Source organism: Trinickia sp., assembly GCF_035492435.1.
Lineage (GTDB): Bacteria > Pseudomonadota > Gammaproteobacteria > Burkholderiales > Burkholderiaceae > Trinickia.
Genome location: NZ_DATJJF010000038.1, coordinates 1 through 25423, shown reverse-complemented (window position 1 = coordinate 25423; position 25423 = coordinate 1). Strand labels below are relative to the sequence as shown.

21 protein-coding genes, 1 tRNA gene, 1 pseudogene and 1 riboswitch are annotated in these 25423 nt (G+C 61.6%); of the genes and pseudogenes, 9 read left to right on the top strand and 14 right to left on the bottom strand.

The features are described 5' to 3' along the window. Nucleotides 1-1068: pseudogene (locus VL598_RS03340) on the top strand (pyrrolo-quinoline quinone); the annotation flags it as partial. Between the two features lie 67 nt (nt 1069-1135). Here VL598_RS03340 and VL598_RS03335 read toward each other — a convergent pair. The 3 genes from VL598_RS03335 to VL598_RS03325 all read right to left on the bottom strand — a co-directional run bounded on the left by VL598_RS03335 (nt 1136) and on the right by VL598_RS03325 (nt 4260). After that, nucleotides 1136-2359 (bottom strand): YeeE/YedE family protein, encoded by a 1224-nt coding sequence (locus VL598_RS03335; protein WP_325325283.1) that lies wholly within the window; start codon nt 2357-2359, stop codon nt 1136-1138. 327 nt (nt 2360-2686) lie between these two features. Further along, nucleotides 2687-2761: transfer RNA gene (locus VL598_RS03330), tRNA-Gly, on the bottom strand. 74 nt (nt 2762-2835) lie between these two features. After that, complete coding sequence (locus VL598_RS03325) at nt 2836-4260, bottom strand: methyl-accepting chemotaxis protein (RefSeq protein ID WP_325325282.1); 1425 nt, start codon at nt 4258-4260, stop codon at nt 2836-2838. Between the two features lie 410 nt (nt 4261-4670). Further along, nucleotides 4671-4734: riboswitch (Fluoride riboswitch) on the top strand. Between the two features lie 86 nt (nt 4735-4820). Between VL598_RS03325 and crcB the strand changes: the two genes are divergently transcribed. Further along, nucleotides 4821-5207, top strand: a complete 387-nt coding sequence (gene crcB, locus VL598_RS03320) for a fluoride efflux transporter CrcB (protein ID WP_325325281.1) — start codon at nt 4821-4823, stop codon at nt 5205-5207. Nucleotides 5208-5374: 167 nt separating this feature from the next. On the opposite strand, the gene VL598_RS03315 is transcribed toward crcB, so the two are convergent. Further along, on the bottom strand, nt 5375-5926 hold the full coding sequence (locus VL598_RS03315) for a YggT family protein (RefSeq protein WP_325325280.1): 552 nt from the start codon (nt 5924-5926) through the stop codon (nt 5375-5377). A 1249-nt stretch (nt 5927-7175) separates the two neighbouring features. Between VL598_RS03315 and VL598_RS03310 the strand changes: the two genes are divergently transcribed. Continuing rightward, nucleotides 7176-7442, top strand: coding sequence for a hypothetical protein (locus VL598_RS03310; protein ID WP_325325279.1), 267 nt, complete (start codon nt 7176-7178; stop codon nt 7440-7442). 116 nt (nt 7443-7558) lie between these two features. On the opposite strand, the gene VL598_RS03305 is transcribed toward VL598_RS03310, so the two are convergent. Both VL598_RS03305 and VL598_RS03300 read right to left on the bottom strand, forming a co-directional pair. Next, a complete protein-coding gene (locus VL598_RS03305) occupies nt 7559-8233 on the bottom strand; it encodes a LysE family transporter (protein WP_325325278.1) in 675 nt (224 codons plus the stop codon). A gap of 15 nt (nt 8234-8248) precedes the next feature. After that, a complete protein-coding gene (locus VL598_RS03300; protein WP_325325277.1) occupies nt 8249-9823 on the bottom strand; it encodes a UbiD family decarboxylase in 1575 nt (524 codons plus the stop codon). Between the two features lie 624 nt (nt 9824-10447). On the opposite strand from VL598_RS03300, the gene VL598_RS03295 reads away from it, so the two are divergent. Continuing rightward, the gene (locus tag VL598_RS03295) at nt 10448-11572 is read left to right on the top strand and encodes a transglycosylase SLT domain-containing protein (RefSeq protein WP_325325276.1); all 1125 of its coding nucleotides are present in this window, start codon (nt 10448-10450) and stop codon (nt 11570-11572) included. A 131-nt stretch (nt 11573-11703) separates the two neighbouring features. Here VL598_RS03295 and VL598_RS03290 read toward each other — a convergent pair whose 3' ends face one another. The 5 genes from VL598_RS03290 to VL598_RS03270 form a co-directional block, all read right to left on the bottom strand. Next, nucleotides 11704-12924, bottom strand: a complete 1221-nt coding sequence (locus tag VL598_RS03290) for a pyridoxal phosphate-dependent aminotransferase (protein ID WP_325325275.1) — start codon at nt 12922-12924, stop codon at nt 11704-11706. Beyond that, on the bottom strand, nt 12921-13364 hold the full coding sequence (nusB, locus tag VL598_RS03285; RefSeq protein ID WP_325325274.1) for a transcription antitermination factor NusB: 444 nt from the start codon (nt 13362-13364) through the stop codon (nt 12921-12923). The genes VL598_RS03290 and nusB overlap by 4 nt, the downstream gene beginning before the upstream one ends. Continuing rightward, nucleotides 13361-13879 carry a 6,7-dimethyl-8-ribityllumazine synthase gene (gene ribH / locus VL598_RS03280; RefSeq protein WP_325325273.1) on the bottom strand — a complete coding sequence of 173 codons (519 nt, stop codon included), beginning with the start codon at nt 13877-13879 and terminating at the stop codon, nt 13361-13363. Before ribH ends, nusB begins: the two co-directional genes overlap by 4 nt. Nucleotides 13880-13927: 48 nt before the next feature. Next, on the bottom strand, nt 13928-15058 hold the full coding sequence (ribBA, locus tag VL598_RS03275) for a bifunctional 3,4-dihydroxy-2-butanone-4-phosphate synthase/GTP cyclohydrolase II (protein ID WP_325325272.1): 1131 nt from the start codon (nt 15056-15058) through the stop codon (nt 13928-13930). Between the two features lie 87 nt (nt 15059-15145). Continuing rightward, on the bottom strand, nt 15146-16537 hold the full coding sequence (locus VL598_RS03270; protein WP_325325271.1) for a DHA2 family efflux MFS transporter permease subunit: 1392 nt from the start codon (nt 16535-16537) through the stop codon (nt 15146-15148). Between the two features lie 188 nt (nt 16538-16725). On the opposite strand from VL598_RS03270, the gene VL598_RS03265 reads away from it, so the two are divergent. Beyond that, entirely contained in the window at nt 16726-17586 is an 861-nt protein-coding gene (locus tag VL598_RS03265; protein WP_325325270.1) for a LysR family transcriptional regulator, read from the top strand. 27 nt (nt 17587-17613) lie between these two features. Here VL598_RS03265 and VL598_RS03260 read toward each other — a convergent pair whose 3' ends face one another. Further along, entirely contained in the window at nt 17614-17862 is a 249-nt protein-coding gene (locus VL598_RS03260) for a hypothetical protein (RefSeq protein WP_325325269.1), read from the bottom strand. A gap of 448 nt (nt 17863-18310) precedes the next feature. On the opposite strand from VL598_RS03260, the gene VL598_RS03255 reads away from it, so the two are divergent. After that, nucleotides 18311-19864 (top strand): NADH-quinone oxidoreductase subunit M, encoded by a 1554-nt coding sequence (locus VL598_RS03255; protein ID WP_325325268.1) that lies wholly within the window; start codon nt 18311-18313, stop codon nt 19862-19864. 59 nt (nt 19865-19923) lie between these two features. On the opposite strand, the gene VL598_RS03250 is transcribed toward VL598_RS03255, so the two are convergent. Further along, complete coding sequence (locus tag VL598_RS03250) at nt 19924-20700, bottom strand: sulfite exporter TauE/SafE family protein (protein ID WP_325325267.1); 777 nt, start codon at nt 20698-20700, stop codon at nt 19924-19926. A 407-nt stretch (nt 20701-21107) separates the two neighbouring features. Beyond that, nucleotides 21108-22589, bottom strand: coding sequence for a DHA2 family efflux MFS transporter permease subunit (locus tag VL598_RS03245; RefSeq protein ID WP_325325266.1), 1482 nt, complete (start codon nt 22587-22589; stop codon nt 21108-21110). Nucleotides 22590-23220: 631 nt separating this feature from the next. On the opposite strand from VL598_RS03245, the gene VL598_RS03240 reads away from it, so the two are divergent. From VL598_RS03240 to VL598_RS03230, 3 genes are all read left to right on the top strand, one after another. Next, the gene (locus VL598_RS03240) at nt 23221-24255 is read left to right on the top strand and encodes a 2-keto-3-deoxygluconate permease (protein WP_325325265.1); all 1035 of its coding nucleotides are present in this window, start codon (nt 23221-23223) and stop codon (nt 24253-24255) included. Between the two features lie 15 nt (nt 24256-24270). Continuing rightward, nucleotides 24271-24690, top strand: a complete 420-nt coding sequence (locus tag VL598_RS03235; protein WP_325325264.1) for a heme-binding protein — start codon at nt 24271-24273, stop codon at nt 24688-24690. Between the two features lie 59 nt (nt 24691-24749). After that, nucleotides 24750-25423, top strand: a 674-nt coding sequence (locus tag VL598_RS03230) for an NAD(P)-dependent oxidoreductase (RefSeq protein WP_325325263.1), incomplete at its 3' end; no start/stop codon positions are given.

Genomic DNA, 25423 nt, shown 5'->3' with positions numbered 1-25423 from the left:
CATGCGCTCGATCTCGCGAGCGGAGGCGAGGTGCTCGGCGGGCCGACGGAGATTGCGGCGAGTGTTCCGGGCAACGGCTCGGGCAGCGTGAACGGCGTCATCGCGTTCGACCCTTCGCTGCAGACCGAGCGTGCCGCGCTCGCGCTCGTTGGCAATAACCTGTACCTGGGGTGGACGGCGCACTGCATGTCAGGTAACTACCACGGCTGGATCATGAGTTACAGCGCCGACACGCTCCAGCAAACGGGGGTGATGGCCGTCACCCCTAACGGCAGCGGCGCCTCGATCTGGATGGCGGGCTCGGGTATGTCGTCCGACGGCACATCGATTTTCGTCGTCGCCGGCAACGGCACCTTTGGTACGACGCTGAACGCGCAGGGCATGCCGAGCGACGGCGATTACGGTAACGCGCTGATGAAGCTATCGGGCGGGCCGCTTGGCGTGACCGATTACTTTACGATGCTGGACACCGTGCAAGCATCGGATGCCGACAACGATTTCGGTTCGGGCGGCGTGATGGTGCTGCCGGATCAGACGATGGCAAACGGCACCGTCAAGCATCTTGCGGTGGCTGCTGGAAAAAACAACAGGATTTATGTCGTCGACCGCGACGCGTTGGGCAAGTTTGATCCGAAAGCCAACCACGTCTGGCAAGAGCTGGTCGGCACGCTGGCCGGGGGAATTTGGGGGTCGCCCGCGTATTACAACGGCGTCGTCTACTACGGGGGGATTTACGATAATTTGAAAGCGTTGCCGATCACGAATGCTTTGGTGGCCACCACGGCGTCATCGAAAAGCCCGACGACGTTTCCTTATCCGGGCGCAACGCCCGCGATCTCGGCGAATGGCTCGAAAAACGGCATCGTGTGGGCCGCGGAAAACGGCAGTACGGGCGCCGTGCATGCTTACGACGCGAGCAATCTTGCGAATGAGCTTTACAACAGCAACCAGGCCGGCACGCGCGATCAGTGGGGGCCTGGCAACAAGTTCATCACCCCGACCATTGCGCTAGGGAAGGTTTACGTGGGGGCAACGAACGGGGTGGCGGTGTTCGGATTGCTGCCGTAGGTGAGGTTTTCGCGGGCGGCTGTCGCGTGACAGCCGCTTTTCACCGCGTTTGCTTGCGCGTGCCGCTTCAGCAGGCGGTCTGTTTGACGGTTTTCTCGTTTGCGAGCCCGAAGAGTGGTCGCAGTGCGGTGCCGACGACGTTGCCGAAAAACGCGCAGATTGCCCACACCCATCCGTGCAGACTGCCTGAAACGATGCCGCTGAAGTAGGCGCCGATATTGCAGCCGAACGAGAGCCGGGCGCCATAGCCGAGCAGCAGGCCGCCGACGATCGCGGCGACGAGCGAGCGCGCCGGCACGCGCCAGCCGAGCTGGAACCGCCCCGCGAGCGCCGAGGCCGCGAGTGCACCGATCATGATGCCGATGTCCATGACCGACGTGATGTCGAACGACAGCGGCGCGGCCAGTGCTTTCGTATGGGGATGCCAGTATGACCAGCTTGCGACATCGATGCCCAATGCCGCCGCACCTTTCGCGCCCCATAGCGCGAATGCCGAGGTGATGCCCCAAGGGCGACCGGCGAGCGCCAGTGTTGCAAAGTTCAGTACCGCGAGTGCAATGGCGCCGACCCACATCGGCCACGGGCCGACGAGCCAGGTAGGGGCGCTATGGTGGGCCGAGCTCTTGCTCGAGGTCGACGCGAGCGCGCCGTGCCGACGCTTCTCGAGGACGACGGTCAACCACGCGAAGACGGCGAAAAGCGCCAAGTTGATCGCAATGGCGGGGCCGACACCGAATGACTGGATCATCGAGAACGGCTTGGGTGCGGGCAGCGACGTCCACCAGGCGAAGTGCGCTGTGCCGATCAACGAGCCGATCACGAAAAAGAGCAGCGTGACGAGCATGCGCGTATTCCCGCCGCCGACTGCGAAGAGGGTGCCCGAGGCGCAGCCGCCACCGAGTTGCATGCCGATGCCGAAAACGAAGGAGCCTACGATGAGTGAGGTGCCAGCGGGCGATATGTTGCCCACTACCGGGTGGCCGAAGAGCGTGCCTGCGGACAAGGCCGGGAAGAACAGCAAGACGCCGAGTGCCAGCATGACCATTTGCGCGCGCACGCCGTCGCCGCGGCGATCGGAGATGAGGCGACGCCAAGCTGACGTGAACCCGAAAGATGCGTGATAAAGCACGATGCCGAGCAGGGCACCGACTACCCACAGTGCGGCTTGGCGGCCGCTGACGGTGGTGTCGAGGTAGACGAGGCCTGCCACGAAAGCGAGCAGAGCGACGCCGAGCGCACCGGCATGCGTGCCGGGACGCGCCGCGCGAAAAGCGACGGAAACGTCGGACATGGTGAGGGGGAACTCCGGGGAGAATGAAGCTGAAAGGGTCAAATTCGCTAATGCATTATGCTTGCTGTGCCAAGCTTGGTATACGAGCTTTTAGTTATAAGCATATGCGGGGTGGGTGCGGGCGGGCGCGAAAATTCTTTGGGTTCTGTGGAATGCAACAGACTCGACGCCGCTGCGATATACCGCAAAGCTTGCTGGGGGATGGGCTAATCAGATGGGCGACTGCGCCGCTGAATCAAGAGGATCAGCAACGAGGACTGGCTGACTGCAGTCAGTGACGTTCGGCGGCGATAAGCCTGTCGACCGATTTGCCGAGAGATCGGCAGATGGAGCGGGCGATGGGAATCGAACCCACGTCTCCAGCTTGGGAAGCTGGGGTAATAGCCATTATACGACGCCCGCAGAGCACGCTATTGTACAAGGGTTTTGCAGCTTTGGGAAAGTGCTCGTTATCAGCGCTGTCCCCACCCAGCCCCTCACGCCCCCCGCTCAAGAAGAAACACCGCCATCGCATCGCGCAACGCCTGCGCTTGCTCGCGCAAGTGCCCCGAAGCGCAAGCCACGCCTTGCACATGAGCCACATCACGCCCGAGCATGTGGTCGATCTGCGAAATGCCGTCGCTGAACTCGTCGAGGTCACGGCTTTGTGCTTCGCTGGTCGCGCTGATGTCGTCGACGAGCTGTGCGACTTCGCCGACTTGTCCCATCACGTTGCGCATCGTCTCACCGGCATGGGAGGCGAGCGTCGAGCCGTCTTCAACGTGCTGTAGCGAATCGGCGATCAGCGCTTTGATTTCGTGGGCAGCATTGGCGCTGCGTTGTGCAAGCGCTCTGACTTCCCCGGCGACGACAGCAAATCCGCGGCCTTCGGGGCCGACGCGTGCCGCTTCGATCGAAGCGTTCAGCGCCAGAATATTGGTCTGAAACGCAATGCCTTCGATGGTCGTGATCATGTCACCCATCCGATGCACGGCGTCATCGATGTCCCCGATCTTGGCAATCACTTCCGCGACGACCTGTCCGCTTTGCTGTGCGACCGTCGCGGTCTGGCGCGCAAGACCGTTCGCCCGCGAGGCCCCCGCTGCGCTCTCGCGCACGCGCGATGCGATGTGGCCCATGGTCGTATTCGTCGTTTTCAGCGTGTCTGCCTGAGCTTCAATCTGTTTTGACAGGTTCTGATTGCCGGCGGCAATCTCATGCGATGAACTTGCGATGCCTTCAATCGTTGCGGTGATTTCACGCATGGCGCTGTGAATGGCATCGAGTGTTTGTTTGAACGTCTGGCTGCTGCGGCCCTCGAGTGCCATCGGAGCAAACCGCAAGTCGAAGCGTCCCTTCTCGCGCGAAAGGTTTTCGCTCAACAATGCGAGTTCGCGAGCGGTTCGAGCATCGCGTTTCATCTGCCAGGCGATATAGACGAGCAATGCGGCCTCGGCAACGACGTAGGCGGCATGCAAGATGACAGTCGAGAGGGCTGGTTGCGTGAAGCAATAAACGTCAAAACCCCCGAGTTGCAGATAATTGAAGCTCAAATGGTGGACTGCGATGACGAGTGCGGCACATACGATGGGCCGCCAGTCGCGATAAGCGAGCAGAAAGGCCATGAAAACGAAAATGCCGAAATGCAATTCGACGAGGCCGCGTTCCTCATGGATATGCAAGGCGGCAAAAATCATCAAGCTGGCCGCCAAAAAAAGACGTGTCGCGAGTGAGCCAGGACGCCAGAGCACGAGCGCCGACGCGATAAGGGTGGTCGGTAACCCAATCGTAAAGACGGCGGGCCAAGCGTAATACCGCGCGGCGAGCAGGCAGGCAACGACGAAAAGCGCCCATACGATCGCGAGCATCAACCTGTCTGCCTTGATATAAATCGAAAGCAACAGACTGTCCGTCGATTCCATGGCGGCCCCTCTCAGGTTTTGTTGATTTTCTCTTTGTCGTGCGGAAACAACGGCGTCGCTGAGCGAAGCGCGAAAATGCGTTTGTTTTTCAGGCCAAAGTTTCACTAACCGGTTTACGGCGCAATTGCCCTTAGGCTTTAGAAGGCATTGGCAAAGCTTACACCGACGGTCTATGGCGAAAAGCATTCGCGGAAATTCGATATACCTCGCCGGTATGCGCATGCGAGATGCGAGTTCAGACGATGGCTCATTATCGGTGGGTCCGCTAAAAGCCCACAGATATTGCCGCAGGCGGGGGGAGGGGCCTCTGGGAAAAGCGACAAGTTGCGTCCGACGGCGGGATCTCATAAAGTAATGGACTCGCTGCCTCCCCGTTTGGAGGCGCGAGAGGCGCCAACCGCCCGTTTGGTCTGCGCCCAGGAGATGGCATACCTCCTTTAACCGCCCTCTGTGGCTGATGATGCCTACCTTTCCCCGAGCCGGGGACGGTAGGTGTTCGCCCGTCTGGCGCCACCGGCCTTGGTTCGGTCATTCAACACAACACGAACCAGGAACGGACGTTGATCTACTCGGTTTTTTCCATTTTCATTGGCGCCGGCCTCGGCGCACTGCTGCGCTGGGTGTTGAGCCTCTGGCTCAATTCGGTGTTTCCGACCATACCGCTCGGTACGCTCGCCTCCAATATGATTGGCGGCTTTCTAATCGGCGTCGCCTTCGTCTTTTTCGCGGCTCGGGCTGGTCTGCCGCCGGAGTACCGCCTTTTCGTCACCACGGGGTTTATGGGCGGTCTCACAACTTTCTCGACTTTCTCCGTCGAGGTTGTCTCGCTGCTGGCCCAAGGTCAGATTGGCTGGGCGCTCATTCAAGCCGCAGTGCACATGTTCGGGTCGTTTGCATTGACGGCGCTCGGGATGTGGACCGCACGCGCCTGTCTTGCCGCCGCCTGACGATCGGCTCAGTGGTATTTCAATGGTTTGGGTCTTCCGTCGGGCTGGCATCCGCCTAGCGCAATAGGCGCTGCCTGCCTGCATCCGGTCACCCTCGGAGACGTGGAGCAGGCCGCAGCGCTCGACGGCACAACGGGCTTGGCGCGCCCGTTGCTTCCCCGCGGGTATTAAAGGGCGTCAGTCGCCACCCTTGTGACGACCATCAGCAGAACCTGGACGATGACGAAGAGCAGGATCGGCGAGAGGTCGATGCCGCCAAAGTTCGGCAGGATACGGCGCAGTGGGTCAAGGAACGGCGCCGTCAGCTGGTGAAGAATCGGCATGGCGGGGGAGCGCGGATTGAGCCAGGAGAGCAGTGCCATGAGGATGGTCAGCCAGATTACCAGGTTGAGCGCCCATTTCACGACCGTAAATAGCGCGACAACCACGATCGTGGGCGTGAGCCCGAATCGATCGACGCCCGAAACGGCGACCATCAGGACCACGTAGACGAACGCGGCGAGCACGGCGGCGACGAGGCTTGCCCAGTCGATGTTGCGCGTTGTCTTGAAAAGATGCCTGAGCGGCAGCACGAGCCAGTTTGTCGCCTGCATCACTGCGTTGGCGACGGGGTTGTACGGCGGCATCCGAACTGCGAGCATCCACGCGCGCAGTAAGAGCGCCGCGCCGAAGAGGGTGAAAAACGTATTGAGCAGAAAGCTGGCGATATCGCCGAACATCTTGCGTCCTTTATTGTGCGTTCTGATTCGGGTGGTGTGGCGGCGTAGCCGCCTTGCGCCCGCTTCGCGCCGAGCGCAAGGCGTCACAATATCACGGCTTAATCGACGCTTGCACTTGATGCAAGCGACCGGGCAGCGTCTTGCCGTGCTCGGCGGGTTCGATCGTCGCAGAGTGGCGGCCGTCTCTCGATGCCAGCATGTGCTGCATCGCCAACGAATTACCTCAGACTTGGCAATTACCCGTCAATCTGCTGCCCGTCAGTGCGATGGGTCGCGTTGCATTGGCTTCGCTGCCGGTGCAATTCCCCGCTCGGCACTTGTCGTTCAAGCGTGTGCTGTGCGGCGCGCGGCATTCCGGTTCAAGATTGCTTTGTTCGCGATCGTACCGATTGGGACCGTCGGGAACGGATAAAAAGACAATGTCACAGCGAGATGGGTGCAGGCGGCCCGCGAGACGTTGACTGACGCGGTCACAACCAGGAATGGCGGCGGGGGCATGAACCTCACGAGTGTCGTTCCGAGCGGGCCTGCGGCACGCAGACGGGTGTGGTCGCGCGACATGGGGTTTGCGCGAATGTTCGCCAAGTGAAATCGCGGGTCGTATGGATGTCATGCGTACCGTCACGAGGCAACCGGCGCCGCCGCTCGCGCCGGCGCCTCGACCGCGGGCTGGCGAAGTCCATTCATGCAGGAGCGAGGGTGCGTGTAAACGCGCATTCGCGCTCCTCGGCGTGTTCTTGATGCAGCAACGTAGGGGGTAATGATGAACGTCTTTTCCTATCGAAAGCATCTGAGGTTTTTGAATCGCTCGCAGCGCCGTCTCTGGTGGGATCAGCGCAAACGGCTGAGTCCGCGCGTGAAGATCAGCGCCGCATACGTGCCGCCCAATATCACGCGGGAATTTACGTATGTGAAGGTTGGATGAGGGCCGACACAGCATTTTCCCTTTTGTGTGCAGCCACGTAGGCGAGCCGGTCCTGTGACCGGACGGGCTCCGCCTGCAACGTCGTGTAATAAACGTTTACCGACCTGCAGCGCGGTTCGACCAACGCTGAGTAGAGCCGAAACCGCTTCCACCGCGTACCTGCCCCTTCAAAGCCATTTCCTTCCCGTCCAGCCGCAATTGCATTTTGAAACATCTGCAAACGGTAGCCGCGCGCGTTTTTTTATACGATGAAGACAGACCGTGCGTACTACAGCAGGCACCGCTTGCTGCCGACACGCATGCGCGCACCGCTGGGGGGAATCAATGAAAAAGCTCGTCTCGCTGTTGGCCGTCGCTGCGCTTGGTGCAGGATTCGCCGCGACGGCGCAGGCACATGTCTCGGTTGGGGTTGGCATCGGTGTGCCGCTGGCGCCGGCCTATCCGGTCTATGCGCCGCCTGCACCGGTCTATTACGGGGCGCCCGTCTACTATGCGCCGCCGGTGTATTACGCACCCCCGCCTGCCTACTATTACGGTCCCCGTTACTGGGGACCTCGGTGGCGGTACAACCACTATCGACACTGGCACTGATCACTGATATCAGAGCGGCAACCAATTCGCTCGACTGAGGTCAGCAGCCGATTGCACCGGCGGCACCGGCTGTCATCGACACGGCCGGCGCCCGGCGCCCGCTTTCATGGCGGCGTTCAGACGGTGCTGGGCGCGTGCATGATCAGCTCGCGGTACCCGTCAACGATGACGCTCCAGGACAGGTAAGCGAACAAGAGTGCCGAGGCGATATGACAAGCACGTAGCAGCGGGGCGCCAGCACGCTTGCGGCCTTGGCTCGCGAGCGCGCAAAGAAAGATTGTCCAGCAGAGGCCGCCGAGAAAGAACCCGCTGAGGAAAACCAACGCTGCGCGCGCGTTCGTCGCGCCCGCTTTGGCGATGAGCGCGCCGCCGACCGCCGCGAACCACATGATCGCCGACGGTGAGGACACGGCGAGCATGAGGCCGCGCACGAACTCGCGCAACGAGTAGGGCGCCGGCGTCTCGGCTGCTGGGGTGTCCGCGGCGGTGGGGCCGGACGCCGTCGAGGCCGTTTGCGGCAGCATGGCCTCGCGTGCCATTTTGGCCGTCAGCCACAGCAGCATCGTCCCGCCACCGAGCCATACGATCCAGTGCACCACATCGTAGTGCAGCAGCGCCGTCATGCCGCCGAGCGCGAGCGCTGCATAGACGAGATCGCCAAAACAGGAGCCCAATCCAAGCCAGAGCCCGGGCTTGAAGCCGTGCGTGAGCGTGCGCGACAGAATCGCGACGTTGACGAGGCCGATATCGAGACACAGCGATAGCGACAGTAGAAAGCCGTGGGACAACATGAGTGCGCCGCTCCTTCAGCGATCAAAGCCGAGTTCGCACCACAGCTTGTCGACCCGCGATTTGACAGCCGGATCCATCGTGATCGGGCGACCCCATTCGCGATCGGTCTCGCCCGGCCACTTGTTCGTCGCGTCGAGCCCCATCTTCGAGCCAAGGCCCGATACGGGCGAGGCGAAATCGAGATAGTCGATCGGTGTGCGCTCGACGAGCAAAGTGTCGCGCGCGGGATCGACGCGCGTTGTGATGGCCCAGATGACCTCTTTCCAGTCACGCACGTTCACATCCTCGTCGACGACGATGATGAATTTCGTATACATGAACTGCCGCAGGAAACTCCAGACGCCGAACATGACGCGCTTGGCATGGCCCGCGTAGCTCTTCTTCATCTGGACGATCGCCATCCTGTAGCTGCAACCCTCGGGAGGCAAATAGAAGTCCGTGATCTCGGGAAACTGCTTTTGCAGCAGCGGCACAAACACTTCGTTCAGTGCGACGCCAAGCATGGCCGGCTCGTCAGGCGGTTTGCCGGTGTACGTGGAGTGGTAGAGGGCGTTGCGCCGCATGGTGATGCGCTCGACCGTGAAGACGGGAAACCATTCCTGCTCGTTGTAGTACCCCGTGTGGTCGCCGTAGGGGCCTTCGAGCGCGTGCTCGTATTGAGCCGCCGCGCCTTGAGAGGGGCGACGCGGCGCGCCCGGTGGCGCGGCCGGCGGCTCGCCGCTTTGCGGATGGATGAACCCTTCGAGCACGATTTCGGCGCGTGCCGGTACCTGTAATGTGTCGACCCCCGGCGTGATGCACCGGGCAAGCTCGGTTCGTCCGCCGCGCAGCAATCCGGCGAACTGATACTCAGAGAGGGTGTCCGGCACCGGCGTGACGGCGCCCAGAATGGTGGCCGGATCGGCGCCGAGCACGACGGCGACCGGGTAGGGCTGGCCCGGCGACTTCTGAGCGAACTCGCGAAAATCGAGCGCACCGCCCCGATGCGCGAGCCAACGCATGATCAGCTTGTTGCGGCCGATCAACTGCTGGCGGTAAATCCCGAGGTTTTGCCGCGTTTTGTTTGGCCCGCGCGTGACTGTCAAGCCCCACGTGACGAGCGGGGCGACGTCGCCAGGCCAACACGTCTGGATTGGCAGCTGCGTGAGATCGACATCGTCCCCCTCGATCACGATTTCCTGGCAGGGCGGGGCGCTGACGGTCTTGGGCGCCATGTCCCAGACCGCCTTTGCGAGCGAGAACAGCTTGCCGGCATCGCGCAGCCCCTTGGGCGGCTCCGGTTCCTTCAACGCCGAGAGTAGCCGCCCCACGTCGCGCAAGGATTCGAGCGCGCTGTCGTCGCTTTTTGCGTCCGCATCGTCGATGCCCATGCCGAGTGCAATGCGCCGAGTTGTGCCAAACAGGTTGCCGAGCACGGGAAACGCGTAGCCGGATGGTGCGTCAAAAAGCAGCGCGGGGCCGCCGGCGCGCAGTGCGCGGTCGCAAAGCTCGGTCATCTCGAGCACGGGGGACACCGGCTGCCGGACACGGCGTAGCTCGCCGGCTGCCTCGAGGCGACCGATAAAGTCGCGCAAGTCTTTGTATTTCATGGGATTCACGATTCGGGCATCCGCACGAAGGACGGATGTGGCGCGCCGCGCTCGTCAGTCGATCGCCGCCGCCGGGCCTGCGATTGTAAACGCGCTGAGCCTGTCGGCACATCGGCAACCACTTGTAAACGTGTCGCGCAAAAGGGTTGAAACTCCCGTGGCGCATAGTTTTCGGCCGCGCTGACGGGTTCTTTAATCACTTTTAGTTATGATTATGAAAATTTATACCATTGACGATCTATAAAACCCTGCTAGAATCCGTCGACATTGGTTGCAGGGCCAGATGTTTCAGCCCACTATCCCCGGTCCTTTGGCGCGTCGCGCCGCCGTCCGTCGCCGCCTGCACGGTGCTTACGGTTAGTTTGTTGTCCTCGCCAGCGTGAGGTTCCGCTGGCGTTTTTGTGTGGGAGTCACTGCGCGCATGCCCCGCGGTATGCCGCCGGTTCTTTTGCTCTGATGTGACTCCCCCAGACGGTAAGCGTGATTGCCACTCGCGCCACCTTGCCGTCTTCCCGGCGTCGCCCAGGTCCCAACCAAGGCCTACGGCGCCTTGGCTTGTGCAACGAGCGCGTCTTCTTCGCGTGGTTTCACCCGTTCGCAAGCCATGCTCAATGGGAGAAGCGAATGAACACTTGGTTAACGTGGCGTCTCGATGCCCGCTTCGCGAACGCTGTGCGTGATGTCCTGCGCCGCGGAACGCATGTCAGCCATCTTCTGCTCAGCGTGGTAGGCGGATGCGCTATCGTCACTTCCCTCGTGCTGTGGGCAGCCCCAACGGTGCGGGGTACCCTGGCGGCGAAGCTGATGCCCGTGCTGTCGGCCGCTGTGGAGGCGGGGCCCGCACGGCTCTTGAGTGGCCACCCACTGCCGCCTTTTGCGCCAGTGAGCCCCAAGAACGAGAATGCGCCTGTGCCGGCGGAGGCTAGTCTCGACAACACGCGCTATGACGGCGCGTTCGACGGCAGCGGCGAAAGCGGCGCGCCGGGGACCGTCGGCAGCCTTGCAGCGCTCGAAGGGCGCTCGGCTGCGAGCCTTGATTTTCTGGCGAAGATGGTTTCGTCGGAGCATGTGGCGGCCGATGCGCGCGACGATCGGGTTCTCGTGTCGGCGCGTGAGCAGGCGCTTGTCGCCTCTTATGTCGCCCGCCGTTATCACGTTGCGCAGGAACCCGTCACGGATCTTGTGAAGGCCGCATTCGACACGGGCCGTCAGGTCGGTCTGGATCCGCTGCTGCTGCTCGCGGTGATGGCCATCGAATCGGGCTTCAATCCGTACGCTGAGAGCGGCGTCGGCGCGCAGGGACTGATGCAGGTGATGTCCAAAGTTCATTCGGACAAGTTCGAGTATTTCGGCGGACAGTCCGCTGCGCTCGAGCCTCTCGCGAACATTACGGTCGGGGCTCTTGTACTGAAGGACTGTATCGTACGGGGCGGGTCGCTCGCCGGTGGCCTGCGCCTCTATGTGGGCTCGACATCGCATGACGATGGCGGTTACGGCGCGAAGGTCTTGGCCGAGCGGGCGAGGCTGCGTGCCGTGGCCCATGGCCGGTCGGTGCCGATCAACGCGCCGCAGGCACCGGCGCATCCGGTGTTGGCTACGTCGACGTCCAAGCATGTGCAGGTCGCCATGAACGGCGCTCACGACGCACACACAGCCGTGAAGTCGGTTGCGCCGGCCGGGGCCTCGACTTCGTCTGACGACACAAGTTCGGACGCGTCGCACGACGACTCAGCGGGGCTCGGGGCCTAAGGTCATCGTGTGCTGGGCAGTCAGGATGTCGGTGGCAGATTTCATCGACGTCGCCTTTGAATGAAAAAGGGCACCTTCGGGTGCCCTTTTTGATATCTGCCGCCCGGCGGTTCGGGCCTCTATGCGGGGCACTAACGACCGAACAGCCGCCCGAGGCGCGCGACAGCTTTTTCTAAAAGCGGTAAGGCCGTTGCATACGAGACTCGGACGTAGTTACGCGGCGCGTGTTTGCCGAAATCGAGGCCCGGCACGAGTGCGACGCCCGCATCATGCAGCATCGCTTTCGCCAGCGCGGCGCTGTCACCGGCTGCCGGGTGTGGAACGCCGCGACAGTCCGCGTAGACGTAAAACGCGCCGTCGGGGACAACGGGCACCGAAAAGCCGAGCTGCTCGAGCGCCGGCACAATGTAGTCGCGTCGGCGTTTGAATTCCAGACGTCGCGCTTCATAAATGGCAAGGGTGTCGGGCTCGAAACAAGCCAGCGCTGCGTGCTGAGCGAGCGCTGAGGCGCAGATGAAAAGATTCTGCGCGAGCTTCTCGAATGCGCCGACCATCGCTGTCGGCACGACGAGCCAGCCGAGCCGCCATCCCGTCATATTGAAGTACTTCGAAAAGCTGTTGACGGTGACGACGTCCTCCCCGAACGAGAGTGCCGAGACGGGGCGCGCGTCGTACCAAAGGCCCTGATAGATTTCGTCGACGATCGTGAAGCCGCCGCGTGCGCGCACGGCTTTGACAATGCGCTCGAGCTCCGCCGGTTCGATCGACGTGCCCGTTGGATTCGAAGGCGACGCCAGCAGCACGCCGCGCGTTCGCGGTCCCCAGTAATGCTCGATGTCGTTTGCCGTCAGCTGAAAGCGTGCCTCTGGGCCGCTCGGCACAAGCACGGGCCGACCCTCTGTCGCCGCCACGAAGTGGCGGTTGCAGGGATACGACGGATCGGGCATGAGCACTTCGTCGTCGCGATCGACAAGCGCTGCGCAAGCGAGCAGCAGTGCTGCCGAGGCGCCCGCTGTCACGATGATGCGCGCGGGATCGACCGTGAGGCCGTAGGCATTGGCGTAGTGTCCGGCAATGGCCTCACGCAGAGGCATAATGCCGAGTGCGTTCGTGTATTGGGTAACACCGCGTCGCAATGCGTCAGCGGCTGCCGCGATTACAGGCTCAGGTGCCGTGAAATCGGGCTCGCCGATGCTCATATGGATGATGTCGCGCCCCGCGCGCTCAAGGAGTGCAGCCTCCTTGGCGAGTTCCATGACATGGAACGGCGCGATCGCGTTGACGCGCGCCGCCAATGTCACGCCAGGCCGCACGCCTTCGCGCAAAGCAAGCGCCTCTTCGGCGGTGTTCATGCCGATGGAGCGCCGCGTGTGGCCTGCGTTTCGGCGGAGCGCAGTTTCAGTGCCAGCTTGTCGAGCACGCCGTTGACGTACTTGTAACCATCCGCGCCGCCAAAAGTCTTGGCGATCTCGACCGCTTCGTTGATGACGACGCGATATGGGATATCGGGGTGGCACGTGAATTCGTAGGCCGCCATGAGCAGAACGACCCTTTCGACCGGCGAAAGCTGCTCGATCGGTCGGTCAAGACATGGCGCAATTTGGCTCGACAGCGCCTCACTATCACGAATCACGCCCCGAAGGATGGCATCGAGGTGCTCTCTGTCGGCCTTGTCGAACCCTTGCCCTTCGCGCAACTGCGAGTCGATCTCGCCGGCGGGTGCACCCGACAGCAGCCACTGATACAGTCCCTGTGTGGCCAGTTCACGGGAGCGGCGGCGGGCGCTTTTCATGCCTTGTCCTCGTCCTCTTCTTCGTCCTCGTCTTCGTCTTCATCGTCGCCGCCGAGCTGCTCCAATGCGACGGACAGATTTGCCATCTCCACGGCGACGCGCGCCGCGTCGCGACCCTTTTCGGTCATGCGGGCGACGGCTTGCTCATCGGTGTCGGTCGTGAGGACACCGTTGGCTACCGGAATGCCGAAGTCAAGCGCGATGCGTGAGATGCTCGCGCCGCTCTCGTTGGAAACGAGTTCGAAGTGGTAGGTCTCGCCGCGAATCACAGCGCCGAGTGCGATGAGCGCGTCGAACTGGCCGCTCTCGGCGAGCTTTTGCAGCGCGAGCGGGATTTCGAGGGCGCCCGGCACGGTGACGAGCAGCACGTCCTCGCCGACCACGCCGAGTCGTTCGAGTTCCTCGATGCAGGCGTCGGCGAGCCCGTTGCAGACGGGTTCGTTGAAGCGCGACTGGACGATGCCGATGCGTAGGCCGTCGCCGTCGAGATTCGGTTGGTATTGTCCGATTTCCATTAGGGGATCCTTGAGTGAGGGAGGAGCTCGCGCCGCGGCGCGAGCCGATTATGCGCTTTGCGCCACTTCAGCGCCGGGCATTGGCACGAACCCCGTTACTTCGAGGCCATAGCCCGACATGCTGCCGAGGCGACGCGGATTCGAAAGCACCTGCATTTTGCCCACCCCGAGCTCGCGCAAAATTTGCGCGCCGACGCCGTATGTCTTGAAGTCGACGGGGCGGCGCTTCAACTGCTCCGCTTTGTCGCGCTGATCGAACGCATTGAAGACCTCGATGAGGTGGTCTTTCGTGTCGCTGCAATTGAGCATGACGATGACCCCGAGCTCGCGCGCAGCGATCTCCTTCATTGCGGCATCGAGCGTCCACGAGTGCGTCGACGCCCCGACTTCGAGCAGGTCGAGCACGGACAGCGGTTCATGCACCCGCACGGGCGTATCAATCTCCGGTGTGGGCGTGCCGCGTACGAGCGCGAGATGCGGCGAGCCGCTCGCCTGGTCCTGATATAGAACAGCGCGAAAACTGCCATGCGCCGTTTGCATCGTGCGCTCGGCCACACGCGAGATGATCGACTCAGTGCGGCTGCGGTAGTGGATCAGATCGGCGATTGTGCCGACCTTGAGGCCATGCAGCGCCGCGAATTCGAGGAGATCGGGCAACCGCGCCATCGTCCCGTCGTCTTTGATGACCTCGCAGATCACGGCGGCAGGCGCGAGCCCGGCAAGCGCGGTGAGGTCGCAGCCGGCTTCGGTGTGGCCGGCGCGCACGAGCACGCCGCCCGGCTGCGCCATGATCGGAAACACGTGCCCCGGCTGCACGATGTGCTCCGGGCGTGCCTCGCGCGCCACGGCCGTCGCGATCGTGCGGGCGCGATCGGCGGCGGAAATGCCGGTTGTCACGCCTTCTGCGGCTTCAATGCTGACGGTAAACGCGGTGCCGTACTGTGTGCCGTTCTTGTACGTCATGAGCGGCAGGTTCAGCTGCTTGCAGCGTTCCTGGGTAAGCGTCAGACAAATCAGGCCGCGGCCGTAGCGGGCCATGAAGTTGATGGCTTCCGGCGTAACGAATTCGGCGGCAAGGACGAGGTCACCCTCGTTTTCGCGGTCTTCTTCGTCAACGAGGATGACCATCCGGCCGGCCTTCAGTTCGGCAATGATTTCAGGCGTGGAGGCGAGGGTCATGTCGATGGACGTGTGCGGGAAAGGGGGTATTTTACCCCGCCCGCGGGGAGGCCGGCCAACGCGCGGCCGCACTTAACGCGCGCTGCGTCATCGAGCGTGCAGGCGCGGCTCGGCCGCCGGCGTCGACTCGAGCCGGCGAAAAATGAACGCGGACACGAGCGTGATCACGCCGACACTGGCGAAGCTGACCTTGAACGCAAGGACGGCCGACCCCCATTGCATCGAGAACAATTCGACAAGGCCGCCGCCGATCGAGACGCCAAGCCCCATGGCGAGCATCTGCACCATCGAGAAGAGGCTGTTGCCGCTGCTTGCGTCGCGGCTGGAAAGGCCCTTGAGTGTGACGCTGTTCATGGCCGCGAATTGCATCGAGTTCGATGCGCCGAATGCCGCAAGAATGGCGATGTCGATCAAAAGCGGCGTGCCTTGCGAGATGAGCGCGAATGCCACGATGGAGCCGCCGACGACGAGCGTGTTGACCAAAAGAAAGGAGTCATAGCCATAGCGTCTGATGAGCGGGGCGACCCAGCGCTTCGAGACGGTGCCGGCGAGCGCGGCCGGCAGCATCATGAGGCCGGAATGCAGCGGCGTGTAGCCGAGCTCCAGTTGCAGCAAGAGCGGCAGCAGAAACGGAACAGCACTCGAGCCGATTCGGCAGACTAGGTTGCCGATGAGGCCGATGCTGAAATTGGGCTCGCGAAAGAGCGCGAGCTCGAAGAGCGGATGCCGCCGGCGCTTTGCGTAGGGGATGTAGGCGAGTGCCGTGATCGTCGACAGTGCAAAGAGCGATGTGCACCAGAGTGCCTGATGCGTCTCTACTGGCGGTTCGACCCCGAGCGAGAAGGCCACCATCGCGATCGAAAGCAGCCCGTATCCGAGCCAGTCGAAAGGAGGGGCGTCGCTGTGGGCATCGGCAGGCAAAAAGCGATGCACGGCGATGAGACCAATCGCGCCGATCGGGACGTTGATGAGAAAGATCCAGTGCCAGGAAACGGCTTGCGCGAGCCAGCCGCCAAGCGTTGGCCCGAGAATCGGCCCGACTTGCCCCGCCACGGAGACGAAGGCGAGCGCGGCGACGTAGGCTTCGCCGGGAATGGTGCGCAGCACGGCCAGCCGCCCGATTGGCAACAACATGGAGCCGCCGACGCCTTGCAGCACGCGCGCCACGACGAGCTGCGGCAGCGTGTGGGCGCTTGCGCAACAGATCGAGCCGAAGACAAAGATGAGGATCGAGCTGAAATAGACGCGTCGCGTGCCGAAACTATCGGCGAGCCAGCCCGAGGCCGGCGTGAGCATGGCCATCGTCAGCGTGTAGGCGATGACGATGGGCCGCATGGCGAGCGGGGCTTCGTGCAAGCTGCCCGCGATCGACGGCAGCGCGGTGTTGACGATGGTCGTGTCGAGGGCCTGCATGAAGAAGCCGCCCGCGACGATCCAGAGGAGCGCGGTGTGAGATTGAGCTTTCGTATTGCCGTTCATTGATGTGGCCGCGCTAGACCTTGCGTTCGGACGTTTGAGCGTGCTTTGTGCCTCGAGAGCCGCTGAAGACGAAAGGGAGGGGGACGCGGAAAACCTGTTGGGGCCTATCAATGATAGGCTCACGAAAGTCAATCGGGAACTATCTGGAAGGTGTTGACTGTTATCGGAATCGCCGATAACAATGCGTCATGCTCAATCCCACCTGGCTCAAGACGTTTGCGACGGTCGCCCGCTGCCACAGCTTCAGCGAAGCAGGGCGGCACCTCGAGCTCACGCAGTCGAGTGTGAGCGAGCACGTTCGCCGGCTCGAGCAGCATCTCGGGCGGAGGCTTTTCGTACGCGACACGCATTCAGTCGTGCTGACGGCAGACGGTGAAGCGATGCTCTCACACGCCGGCGTGATTCTGCAGGCGATCGGGCGCGCCGAGACGCAATTTCACAGCCCGAAGCTCAAGGGGCGCGTGCGGCTGGGGTCGTCCGATGATCTTGCGCTCGGGCCGCTGCCGACTGTGCTCGCTGCATTTCGCGATGCGCATCCCGACGTCGAGCTCGAGATCACGATTGGCATGACGGGCCAGCTTTACCAGTTGGTCGATGCCGGCTCCATCGACTTGATGATCGGCAAGCGCCGCCTGGGCGATCGTCGCGGTGTGCTGCTCTTTACAGGACGGCTCGAATGGCTGGCGCGAACGGGCACCGTCGTCGATGTAGACGCACCATTGCCGCTGATCCTCATTGCTGAGCCGAGCGTCACGCGCGCCGTTGTCCTGGATACGCTCGCGCAAGCCGGCATTCAATGGCAAGTTGTCTGCACGAGCAGCAGCCATGCCGGATGCGTCGCAGCCGCGCGTGCCGGTCTCGGTGTCACCGTGCGCCCGCAGTACCTGAGCGCACGCGGGCTTGCGCCGCCTGTCAACCGGGCGAGCCTGCCCGCGCTGCCCGACGTCGAGTTCATCGCGCTCGGTTCAAAACGGCTCTCACGCCCTGCGGCGACGCTGCTTCAGCTATTGCACGAAAGCGACCTGCGTGGCGGCTGGGTAGGAGAGTAGGCGAGACGCACAGGCGCGACGCCGGAGTCAGTCTCGCGCAATACGGTTATAGATCTGGCCCTGGCCAAAGACGAGGCAACTCGCCATGAAGGCTTCGCCTTGGCTAGCAGCGCCTGCTTCGGAGAGGCCTCGGCTCATGGCATCCGACCTCGCCAGTTCCGCGCCTTGCGCACAGGTGATCGTGCCAGGCTGTCCAGCTTCGGCATGCATGGCCGCGCGGTCTGCGATCAGGTATCCAAGCAGCACGACGATCGCGATATGAAAGGCTCGTCTCATCGGTGTTGTCTCCTTCTCTTTTTTAAACAGCGTAGTGCTAACTCCGTGAGATGAGTGTTAGGACATTTACGGGGGAGGGAGACCCGGAGGCCGTCGCTTTGGCCCCATTCAAAGAATGTGCATTATCGCGGCTGCGTCATTCGTGGAGTCCGTGGAAGGCCCGCCAGGCGGGCTTCTGGGGCGAACGTGCCACTGCCGGTATGTGCACCGATGCGACAAAAAGTCGTATTGAAAGCAGTAAATTTTTATTGTGCGACGAAAAAATCGGTATTTTTCGGGTATCCTCGTTAACCCGGTTATGCTGTTTGCCCCCTCCGATGCGAGTGGCCGAAGCAGCCGCTCGATCGTCATCGCGCATATGCGCGCAGCCGAGCAGTGTCTGACGAACTCATGACGAAGCTACTTGGACGTCACCCTTGCGTTTAACGTATCTGACCCTTTGAGCAACATGCATTCTTCACCGCTTCTCAGCCTCTTAATTTGGGTTCCCATCCTGGCGGGCATCGTCGTGCTTTGCACGAGCTCGGAGCGCGCGGCGGCCCGTAGTCGTTGGTTAGCGCTTGTCGGCGCGCTCGCCGGTTTCGTGCCGGTGATACCGCTCGCGACCCACTTCGATAACGCTTTTGCCGGTATGCAGTTCGTCGAGAACGTCCGATGGCTGCCGTCGTTCGACATTGCGTACCACCTCGGTGTCGACGGCATCTCGCTTTGGTTCGTTGCGTTGACGGCGCTGACGACGGTCATCGTCGTTGTGGCGTCGTGGGAGTCGATCGAGGAGCACGTGGGGCAGTACCTCGGATCCTTTTTGCTGCTCTCGGGCTTCATGCAGGGTGTCTTCACGGCGCTGGACGGTATCTTGTTCTTCGTCTTCTTCGAAGCAACGCTGATTCCGATTTTCCTGCTCATCGGTGCCTGGGGCGGGCCCCGCCGGGCATACGCCGCAGTGAAATACTTCTTCCTCTCGCTGGCGGGTTCGCTCGCCATGCTCTTTGCGATGGTGTACTTGTACGTGCACTCGCACACGTTCGATCTGGCGCACTGGCAAGGGTTGCAGCTCGGCTTCGCGCCCCAGGTCATCGTTTTCGTCTGCTTTCTGGCGGCCTTTTCCGTCAAGATGCCGATGTGGCCCGTTCATACCTGGCTGCCTGACGTGTTCCTCGAAGCCCCGCCGGCTGTCGCTGTGCTGCTCGGTATGCTCAAGATCGGCAGCTACGGCATTGCGCGGTTCGTGCTGCCCGTCGTGCCACAGGCGAGCCATTTCTTCGCGCCAGCCATGATCGTGATTGCCCTTGTGGCCGTCATTTACGCCAGCTTGCTTGCGCTCGTGCAAACCGACATTCGCAAGCTGCTCGCTTACTCGACGGTCGCGCACATGGGCCTCGTCACGCTCGGTCTCTTTGTCTTTGACCGCATCGCCCAGGAGGGCGCTATTGTCCAGACACTGTCTTATGGACTCGTGTCGGGTGCCATGCTGCTCTGCGCGGGCATGTTGCACGACAGGACGCAGAACGGGGCGATCGATGCATATGGCGGTGTTGCCACAACGATGCCGAAGTTCGCGGCCTTTGCCATGCTGTTTTCCATGGCGAACGTTGGCCTGCCTGGCACGTCGGGCTTCGTGGGCGAGTTCATGGTTCTGATGGGGGCCGTCCGCTTCAATTTCTGGATCGGCTCGCTTGCGGCTCTCACGCTGATACTCAGCGCGGCCTATACGCTCTGGATGTATAAGCGCGTTGTGTTCGGCGCGGTCAAAAACGCGCGCGTCGCAGGCCTGAAGGATCTCGGCAAGCGCGAGTTCGCACTCCTCGGTGCAATGGCCGTTATCGCGCTCTACATCGGCGCTTATCCGAAGCCGTTTACCGATGCCATCGATGTATCGGCGGCCAACCTGTTGGCGCAGTCGCAACGAAGCGTGACGCCTGCTGCGCCCGATTTGTCGGCCACTGCGGGCAACCGTCCGCAAACGCCTGCAGTCGTGAAGGCCGTGCACGTCGACGGTTGAGGGCGGACGCCGGCGAGCCTGCTCGCTGGCTCGTCCGACGCAGGCCTGATGGGTCGTTCTTAAAGGATGACCTTAAGGCTTGTATAAATCAGTCGCGAACCAATGACGATCAACACTGCGTAGGACAACTGATAAAAGAGCGCAATGTTTAATCGGCGGTTCAGTCGTACACCCGCGTAGGTCCCCAACACCGCGAGCGGCGTGAGTACGACGCTCGTCAGCAATGTCGTTGGGGTGAACAAGCTCAGCATGGAAAAGCTGACCAGCTTGCCCAGATTGACCGCGGCGAAGAATGCTGCCGTCGTACCAGCGAAAGCCCGTTTGCTCAGCTTGAAGCGCAACAAGTACATGGCTAACGCGGGTTCGCCCGCATTGGCCATGAAACTGGTGAAGCCCGAGGTGGCCCCCCAGAAGAAACATGAGATGGGGTGCACACGATCGTCATGGTCGGACGTCGGGCGACGAGACTTGAGCAAACGACGCAGGGCAAAGTCGATTGCAATCAAACCGATTCCGAGCCTCAGCCACGCTTCGGGAAGATGGTGTATCGCCAGCGTGCCGAGCCCGATTCCGACGAACGAGGCGGGGATCGCCATGCGTAGCAACGGCCAACTCCATTGCCCGCGATATTGCCAAAGGGCGATGAGATCGGTGAGGCAGAGAATCGGCAACAGAATGGTCACCACTTGAGGCACGGGGAGGCAGAGCGCCATCAGCGGGACCGCCACAACGCCAAGGCCAAGGCCGAAGCTACCCTTTGAAACGCTTGTCAGCAAGAGTGCCGGGATGCTTACAACGTAAAACCATGGGTTGCTGATCAAGAAAGTACTCAACATTACGCGGGGACTTTGTGCTTACGTGACAGGACAGGCCCGAAGCCGATCATGTCGATAAATTGCAGGTGCGAAATAGGCCAAGTGGCCTGATTGCACGCCCGCCGGCAAGGGGCACACATACACGCAGTGGCACTGAGCGTGGTGCGCGGTGCCCGAAGTTCGGGCCGCGTCGGCGGCAGACGGTTCGGCACGTGTGGGCTCTCGACCGACACGCCGAAGCGCAAGCCGACATGCTACCGTCGAGTGCAGGAGAATGCGAACGATTTTTGTTTATATTCATTACCAGCTGCCACGTGGTTCAATGAACTGGGCCGTGGCCGCAATGCTGGGCTCATGACAGGACGCACGCGTTTCCGCACGCGTCGTCGTTCAAGGCTCTCTCTGAGTAAGGGGCTTTGCCGCATCGGTCAACTCATCGATTGCTTGACTGCGACGTGCCCGCTGACATGGGAGCCGGCATCCGCCGCCAGGCTGAACGCATCGATAATCGCTACAAGGCCCAACGCACCGACAAAGAAAAAAGCCAGCCCGAAGTCCGTTGCCGTCAGCGGCGCCCCGTTGTGCCCATGCAGCCACGAGGCCGCACGCAGCGCCAAAGCGCCGAAGGCCACGCCCATGCCCATCGTCACTTGCATCAGTGCGCTATTGAGCGTCGAGGCGCTGCTCATTTTCGGCTTGGGCACGTCCGCAAAACTGAGTGTGTTGACCGCCGTAAATTGCAAGGAGCGAGAAAGTCCGCTGATAAACAGCAGGACAAGGATCCAGGCGTGTGGCGTGGAGGGGCGCAATAGTCCCATTGCAGCGAGCGTGGCCGCCGCAAATGCGCCATTGACGATCAACACCTTACGAAAGCCGAAGCGTCGCATGACTGGGGTTGTCAGGAGCTTCATCGAAAGGTTGCCGGCAAAGACGGCCAATGTGAGCAGCCCTGACATGAACGCATCGAGGCCAAAGCCCACCTGAAACATCAGCGGCAGCAGGAACGGCACGGCGCTAATGGAGATACGAAAGAGCGAGCCGCCCGCGTTTGCCACAGTAAATGTCTTCACGGCGAATGCAGAGAGATCGACGATCGGATTGCGTGCGCGCCGCAGGTGTGCGAGCGCGGCAAACGCCGACGCCACACCGATCGCGAGCAGCAGACACGCTTCGCGCCATGGCGTGTTCGCTGTTCCGATCAACTCGGTGCCATAGAGCAGCGTTGTGCATGCGACACCGCACAGCATGAAGCCGAGCCAATCGAATGGTCGCCTTTCGCGCTCGGTGGTGTTCGTCACGAAGTACAGCGAGAGCGCAATACCAATGAGTCCCAGCGGCACGTTGAGATAAAAGATCCATCGCCACGAGGCGTAAGTCGTGATGAACCCGCCTAGCGGCGGCCCGATGACGGGTGCTACAAGCCCGGGCCACGTGATGATGGCGATCGCGCGCATCAACTCCTCTTTGCGTGTCGAGCGCAGGACGGCGAGCCGCCCGACCGGCACCATCATCGAACCGCCGATGCCTTGCACGACTCGCGCGGCGGTAAAGGCGACGAGACCATGCGTCATGCCGCAGAGTGCGGACGCTGCGGTGAAGACCGCAATCGCGCTCGTAAAGATCGTTCGAACTCCGAAGCGATCGGCTACCCAACCGCTGACGGGAATGAACACGGCAAGCGTCAGGAGATAGGCCGTGATTCCTATGCCAAGATCGACGGGCGCGACGTGGAAAGAGTGCGCCATTTGTGGGAGTGCAGTCGTGATAATCGTTGCATCGAGGTTCTCCATAAAGAACGCCGCGGCGACCAGCCAGATGATCAGTGACGAGCGGTAAGCGGTAATGCCAGTGCTGGATGCAAGCGGGTTTGGCGTGGAGTCGGACATCGAAAGGGACCTTTTCTGATGCATTCGGGCTGCACAGGCCCGGACGGCCCACCATTTTATCCGCGTGCGTCATCGCTGACGCGTTAGTCGATTTGCAAATGGTGGGCAAGGCGCTGCATAACCGAATTCCACAATCAAAGATCGAGCTCATCGGCGCAAGCCGTGGGCACGGCCCAGTCGGTAATGGGCACGTCACTCAATGGTTGTGGTGGCGAGAGTCTGGATGTCTTTCTTTTTGCTTTCGATTGTTAATTCGGTAACGAAGGCGGTTGCCAAAAAACGGCGATATCACTAGTGTGTTGTCACGTGCGGCAATTCTTTGTCAATACTTCGCCAAGATTTCGCTTTGTCATGGCGGGATCAGCAGTGCACATGCTCGCATGTGTCTTTGCCGGCTGCGCATCGGCTTTGGAATTCGCCTCAAAGTCTGTGATGCAGCTGTTTTGTCGCGCGAAGCTTTAAGTCTCAAAGCCGACTGCTTGTCCAGGCTTCGGCTACGTGACGCTTCTTTCTGGCGTTACTCGCCATGCATTGCCGAATGTCGGCACTTCACTGATAATGCGGCAAGAACTAAGGCGAGTTGCCTTACAAAATGCCTATATAACTTACAGCTGCCAAATTCGCCTGCTACGGCGGCGAAATGGAGACAACGCTCATGCAGATCTATCGATTCATGAACCGGGTGCCGGGAGGGATGATGGTGGTGCCCTTGTTCATCGGCATGCTAATCAATACATTCGCGCCGAATGCATTGAAGATTGGAGGGTTTACCCAAGCTTTGACCAATCAAGGCTACCCGACAATCCTCGCGATGTACCTCTTCACCGTGGGTACGAAGATGACGCTGCGGGCAGCGCCGACGATGCTCAAACGCGGTTTCGGCATCCTCGCAGCGAAGGTCGGTATCGCCGTTTTGCTCGCCTTGGCAATTGCGCATTTTTTCCATGGCAACCTTCTTGGGCTCAGCACGTTGGCTGTGCTCGCGGCGATGAATGACACGAACGGTGGCATGTTCCTCGCATTGACCAGCGCGTTTGGCACCAAGGAAGATGCGGGCACTTACGTGCCGCAGAGCATCGAAACGGGGCCGTTCGTGACGATGATCGTCCTGGTTGGGGCGGGGCTTGCAAGTATCCCTTGGTTGACGATGTGGTCGGTCATTGCGCCGATTTTCGCGGGTGCGCTGCTCGGCAATCTCGATCGTGAACTTCGCGATTTCTTCAGCCGCCATGAGCCACTGATCGTTCCGTTCATGGCATTTACGCTTGGCCAGGGTATCAATTTGAAGGCTGTGACCACGGCCGGTCTGCCGGGCATCGCTTTGGGCTTTGGCGTGCTGGTCATTACCGGCCTCGTTTGCGTCTTTGCCGATCGGCTGCTCGGTGGCACGGGTGTCGCGGGTGCGGCGGCGTCGAGCACGGCGGGCAATGCGGCGGGCACGCCTCAAGCCATCGCGCTCGCAGATCATTCGTACGCGGCAATTGCGCCTGCAGCAACGGTCCAAGTCGCCGCTGCCGTCATTGTGACTGCGGTGCTCACGCCGATCCTGACGGCGTTCGTTGCCCGCCAGGCCGCCAAGCGGAAAGGCGCCGGTGCACAGGGTGCCGACTCTTCCAAAGAGTCGCCATCGATCGATGGTTCGGTCGGCTATTCGGCACCCACCTCCTCCTCACCAACGCATAAGTTCTAGTACTTCGCAATGAACATGAATCTCGAATTGGCCCAGGCATTGCTCAATCAGGCGAAAGACCGCATCCAACAGCAGTTCGGGCGCCCGGCCTGTATCTCGGTATGTGACGCATACGGTTTCCAGATCGGTTTCATTCGCATGGACGGGGCTCCAGTTCGAAGCATCGCGTTGTCGCGCCAAAAGGCGTACACGTGCGCGCGCATGGGTGTGACGACCGAAGCGTTCCTCGCGCGCTTGCGTCGCGAGGATGTGCCGGCGAGTTATTTCTGCGATGAGGGGCTGACGGCTCTGCCGGGCGGTGCGGTCGTGGCAGATGCTCACGGCACCTTGATTGGCGGCGTCGGCATCAGTGGGCTTGCGCCAGCGGAGGATCAGGCTATCGCCGATGCTCTGGCGAGCTTTGCCGCCCAATACCTGTCGGAGCACGCCGGCTGACGCGCTCGCTCGCGCCGCCGCTGTGCTCCAGCCTTCATGTCTTCCCTTTGGACCTTTGTATGAAGCAAGCAAACGTTTATGTGACGCGGATGATTTCGCAAGAAACCATTGACCATCTGCGTCAGTTTCACCACGTCGAAGTCAATCCGCACGATCGCGCGCTCACCCGCGCAGAGCTGATGGAGGCGGTGCGCGGCCGCGACGCGGTGATCACGCTGCTGACCGACACGGTCGACGGCGAAGTGCTTGACGCCGCAGGACCTCAGTGCAAGATCTTCGCGAACTACGCGGTCGGTTTCAACAATTTCGACGTGAAAGCCGCGACTGAACGTGGCGTGATCATGACGAATACGCCTGGCGTGCTCGACGATGCAACGGCGACGCATGCATGGGCGCTGTTGCTTTCCACCGCACGGCGGATTTCGGAATCCGAGCGCTTTGTGCGCGCCGGCAAGTGGGAAGGCTGGGCACCGATGGCGTTCCTCGGCCAGGATATCGAGCGCAAGACGCTGGGCGTAGCCGGTATGGGGCGCATCGGCACGAAGTTCGCACGCAAGGCTGCCGCATTCGAGATGAAAGTGATCTACACGGATGCCGCGCGCAATCTCGACGTCGAGCGCGAGTTGGGGGCCACTTTCGTCGACAAAGAGACCTTGCTGCGTGAATCGGACTTCCTGTCGCTGCATCTGCCGCTGTTGCCCGAAACGCAGCACTACATCGGTGCCGCCGAGCT